Source organism: Mesorhizobium sp. M5C.F.Ca.IN.020.32.2.1, from assembly GCF_004023105.1.
In the GTDB taxonomy this organism is placed as follows: Bacteria; Pseudomonadota; Alphaproteobacteria; order Rhizobiales; family Rhizobiaceae; genus Mesorhizobium; species Mesorhizobium wenxiniae.
This window is the reverse complement of the sequence record NZ_RZSX01000502.1, coordinates 1-4,704: the sequence shown is the minus strand read 5'-3', so window position 1 is coordinate 4,704 and position 4,704 is coordinate 1. Positions and strand designations below refer to the sequence as shown.

Annotated in this window: 4 protein-coding genes and 1 pseudogene; 1 reads left to right on the top strand and 4 read right to left on the bottom strand. The window is 63.2% G+C overall.

All coding sequences use genetic code 11. The annotated features are described in order from the left end of the window. Positions 1 to 40: 40 nt before the first annotated feature. Positions 41 to 400, bottom strand: coding sequence for a hypothetical protein (locus tag EOA86_RS22795; RefSeq protein ID WP_127210932.1), 360 nt, complete (start codon positions 398 to 400; stop codon positions 41 to 43). 357 nt (positions 401 to 757) lie between these two features. On the opposite strand from EOA86_RS22795, the gene EOA86_RS22790 reads away from it, so the two are divergent. Further along, the gene (locus EOA86_RS22790; RefSeq protein WP_127210931.1) at positions 758 to 1,909 is read left to right on the top strand and encodes a helix-turn-helix transcriptional regulator; all 1,152 of its coding nucleotides are present in this window, start codon (positions 758 to 760) and stop codon (positions 1,907 to 1,909) included. Positions 1,910 to 1,963: 54 nt separating this feature from the next. Here EOA86_RS22790 and EOA86_RS22785 read toward each other — a convergent pair whose 3' ends face one another. From EOA86_RS22785 to EOA86_RS22775, 3 genes and pseudogenes are all read right to left on the bottom strand, one after another. Beyond that, complete coding sequence (locus EOA86_RS22785) at positions 1,964 to 2,833, bottom strand: patatin-like phospholipase family protein (RefSeq protein WP_127210930.1); 870 nt, start codon at positions 2,831 to 2,833, stop codon at positions 1,964 to 1,966. 20 nt (positions 2,834 to 2,853) lie between these two features. Beyond that, positions 2,854 to 4,206, bottom strand: coding sequence for a pitrilysin family protein (locus tag EOA86_RS22780; protein WP_245497350.1), 1,353 nt, complete (start codon positions 4,204 to 4,206; stop codon positions 2,854 to 2,856). Positions 4,207 to 4,456: 250 nt separating this feature from the next. Further along, a pseudogene (locus EOA86_RS22775) lies at positions 4,457 to 4,704 on the bottom strand (insulinase family protein); the annotation flags it as partial.

The window sequence follows — 4,704 nt, the reverse complement described above, 5'->3', positions numbered from 1 at the left end:
ACCTTGGATCACTCGACCTTGGATCACTCGACGGCGGTCATCAGTCGACGGCGGGCTTCGGAGAAGAAACCACGATGCCGTCTATCGGTTGTGGGCTGACGACAAGCTTGCCGCCGACACGGGATATCTTGATGATCTGGTCCGACTCTCCCAGCTTGCCCGGCACGGAGACCGCGACTAGCTGGTTCTCGGTCAGTGTCGCCACGAAACGCACTGGCAAGCCAGCCTCGCCCTGCGCGATGGTGGTGACCACCCGATAGCCGTCCTCCTGAGGCGTATAATAGACGACACCAAGGAAGCCGGCGAGATCGATGCTTTCAGCCTTCATGGCTCCAAGCTCGTCGGCATGCGCGGGCATCGCCGCCATGCAAAGTGCTGCAAAAGCAATGTATCTGTACATAATGCTGCTCCATCCCGAATTGTCCGGGTCGAGCCCGGCTTAACGTTTCAGCAATAGGCGGTCGCGCGCCGTGATAGTCGGCGCACGCAGGCAGAATTCTTGATTAATCCCCCCGGCTGCATCACAGTGGCGAAGGCCCGCGAGCCAGGAACGCGCTGAACCCCACTGGTTGTCACAGCTAAGTGTGACCTTGTCTTCTGGGGCGCGAGTATTTCACCGCCCGGGTGCTTGCGCATCCCCTGTTTGGGGGAGATAATCAGAATTTAAGCGATCGCTAACATTTGGAGAGGCGAGAGCACCTGTGAGAGCGCGCTGCTTTCCGCGTCGGACGCGCTGTCGACATGCGGGGGGCCGTCGATGGCCAAGGCATTGTCGCATCATGATCTGTCGAAGCTGATTGGCTCAATCTACGATTGCGCACTCAACCCGGGGCGATGGGAACACGCGCTGGCTGGGATCAGGGATGCGCTCGATGCCCAGACTGCGGTCCTGCACCTTGACGACCTCGCCAACGATCGGCTGCTGATCTACAGGACCGTGGGAATAGAGCCATACTGGCTGGAGCAACAGGCGAAATATATCCCCGAGATCCACGCCCGGCAGCTCGAGGATCTCTCGACATGGCCTTCGCTCGATGTGCCGCATGTGGTCTCGCGTCATATCCCTCAGACCTACCTGGAGACCTCCCGATATTTTCAGGAGTGGCTGAAGCCGCAAGGCCTGGTCGACGTCATGTCGTTCTTCCTGATCCACACCCCTACCCGTCTTGCCGGCTTCGCCGTTGCCCGACACAAGCGGCAAGGCATGATCACCGAGCGCGAAATCAAGCTTGGCAGACTGTTGCTGCCGCATGTGCGCCGTTCGGTGATAATCAGCAACATGCTGGACATCGGCACTGTCGAGCGCGCAGGAATGGCCGAGGCGCTCGATGCGCTCACATGCGCCGTGGTCCTCACCAATGTACGTGGCGCCGTCCTGCACGCCAACCGCTCGGCCAAGCACATGCTGCAGAGCGGCGGCCCGATCCAGGATGTCCGGGGCATTCTGCAAGCGAAGATCCCGTCGGCTTCCAGGGAGCTTCACAGCGCCATCATGCTTGCGGCTCAGGATGAGGTCAGCATCGGCAAGACAGGGCTTGCCGTCCTCCTCACCGAATCCGGCCTGCCGCCCGTCTTCGCCCGCGTGCTGCCGATGGCCGGCGGCGACCTGCGCGCCGGCATGGAACCTGCGGCGGTAGCCGCGGTGTTCATCGGCAATGCACCGGACGAGCATGACGCCGCCGGAATGCTGGCGAGAGCCTTTGGGCTTACGCTGGCCGAAACCCGTGTGCTCGCCAGCCTTGTGGCCGGGCACACCCTGGCCGAGACCGCCGCCAGCCTTCATATTGCCAACGCGACCGCCAAGACGCATCTCGACAATATCTTCCAGAAGACCGGCGCCTCCCGTCAGGCCGACCTGATGCGCCTTGTCATGCAGATCGTTCCACCCGCGGGGCAGCCTGGTCCCTGAACCACTCATCCTGCCGTAGGTTGGCGGCCCACAACGTCAGACCTTCCGCGCCCCTCACCCACCGACGCGCTTGGTGCGCTTGCCCGTGTCGACCTTGGCCCGCGCCTCCACCGCCTTCTCGATCTCCCGCTTCAGCTCATCTTTGATATCAGCCGTTTCGGCCATTAAGGCGTCGATCTTCATGAAATCGAGCACGCGGTATTTCGACACCGCCGGCCTGACCAGTATGTCCGGCTGGCATTGCCTCAGCTTGGCGGCGATGATGGACTGCATCATCAATTGCGTGGCGCCGAACATCAGATCGACGGAGGTCGGGTATTTGCGCCCGCTTTTGGTCGGCGCGCCAACGACGTCGACGGCGATGATAATATCGGCGTCGTGCTCGATCAGATCGAACGGCACTGGATTGTAGATGCCGCCGTCGATCAGCAGCCTACCGTCGCGCATCACCGGGCGGAATACCGCGGGAATAGCCGCCGAGGCGGCAAGCGCCGAATGCAGGTCGCCGCCGCTAAGCACGGCGAGCTTATGGCCGAAGAAATCCGTGGCCGTCACCTTCAGCGGTATTTTCAGCTCGGCGAAGCTTTCGGGTATGGCGTCGGGCATGAATGCCTTGAGGATGCGCTCGACATTGAACTGGGTGACACGCAGCCCGCCCTGCAGCGCCTCGGCAAAGGTGCCTGGCCGCGCCCGCCACATGCGCGCCGCCACCTCGGCGCGGCGGCCGAGGATCGAGCGCATATAGTCGTGAATGTCGCTGCCGGCCATGCCCGAAGCCATACCGGCGCCCATGATGGCGCCGATCGATGAGCCTGATATCGCGACCGGCCTGATACCCAGCTCGTCCAGCGCCTCGATGACATGGATGTGCGCCAGCCCGCGCGCGCCGCCGCCGCCGAAGGCGATGCCGAAACTCGGGCTCATTACTTGCCCCCCATTTGGGCTCATTCCTCCTTGGCCTCGCCGTGCTTCGGCCCGACGATCATGATGGCCGGCTCGGCGGAGAGCAGTTTTTTCGCCGCCGCCTTGACCTGATCCAACGTCACCGCGTTGATGAGGGCGGCGCGGCGCTGCATGTAGTCGATGCCGAGCTTGTCGAGCTGCAGTTCGAGCAGCGTCGCGGCGATGGCGCCGGAGGAGTTCAGATTGTTGATGGCATAGGCGCCGATCAGGTATTTCTTGGTCGCCGCCAGTTCCGCTTCCGTCGGCCCCTCCTCGGCCATGCGCTTCACCACGTCGCGCACGACGGCCAAGGTCTCGGCCGCCCGGTCCGCGCGGGTCGCCGTGCTGATGGCCAGGGCGTTGGCGTGCTGGTGGTCGACCAAGTCGGAGCTGGCGCTGTAGGCCAGGCCGCGTTTTTCGCGCACCTCTTCAAACAGCCGCGAGGTGAAGGCGCTGCCGCCGAGGATCTCGTTCATCAGAACCGCGGCGAAGAAATCCGGCGCACTCGGCTTGACGCCGGGATAGGCGAGTTGCAGCGACGTCTGGGGCTGGTCGTAATTGACCTCGAGCTGCTGGTTGAGTTTCGGATCGACATCGGCGACGGGCGCGAGCGCCTGGTGTTGCTGCAGGCCGCCGAAGACCATATCGAGCTTTTTCTTCAACGTCTCGGCATCGATGGCACCGACCACCGCCACATGCAGACCATCGCGAGCGAAGTTCGCCTTGTGGAAGGCGATGAGATCGTCCGGCGTGATCGTGGCGATGCTTTGCCTGGTGCCCTGGTCGGGCCGCGCATAGGGGTGGGTGCCGTATAGTGCCTCCAGCCATTTGCGCTGGGCGAGCGTGTCGGGGTCAAGCTCGTTGGCGATGATGCCGGACAGCACTTGCGCGCGGATGCGGTCGATTGGCGCCTGGTCGAAACGCGGCTCTGTGACCGCCAGCCGCAACAGGTCGAACGCCGCGTCGCGCTGCTCGGCCAGCATGCGCATCGAGCCGTAGGTGCCGTCGCGCGCCGCCTCGAAGCTCATTTCCGCACCGACGTCGTCCAGCTTTATCTGGAAGGCCTCGCTGTCAAGATCGCCGGCACCCTCGTCGAACAGGCCGCTCATCAGATTGGCAAGCCCTTCCTTCCCAGCGGGATCCTGCGTCGTGCCGCCGTGGAAGACGAAGCGGATGGCGACCAACGGCACGGAATAGTCCTCCACCAGCCAGGCGGTGATGCCCTTTGGCGACGTCACCTCCTGGATGCTCATGGCCGCGCGAGCGGTGAGTGACGGCAGGATGAGGAAGAATAGGGAGAGGAGCAGGGTGAATAGAGGGGTGGCGGCACGCTTCAGGACAGTCGCTTCGGACAAATGGTAGCTTCCAACTGATGTTCGAGACGAATAGCTGTCAGTGTCAGCGCCGCCCCTCGTTGCCCTGCCGGGCACTTCTCCCCGTATCGTGACGGGGAGAAGGGGCCTGGCCGCAACCCCAGCGCTGTTTCTGCAACGCTGGTGGTTGGCGAAACCGCCGACGAGAGCGCCCCTCTCCCCGTCACTGTACGGGGAGAGGATGCCGGCAGGCAGGTGAGGGGCAGCGCCAAGGTTCAAGTTCCTCATCAAATCAATTCCCCGCCTGTGTCTGCGGCAAGAGATAGCCTGATGTCGAATGGTTGAGATTGAGATAGCGCGCTGCAACGTTCCTGACTTCGTCGGCGGTGACCCTGCGGATGCGGCCCGGCCATTCCTCGACATCCCTGACGCTGCCGCCGGTGGCGAGCGTCGCGCCGTAGATGTTGGCCATCGAATCCTGCTTGTCGCGGGCGAAGATCATCTAGCGGACGAACCGATCCTTGGCCTTCTCCAGCTCGC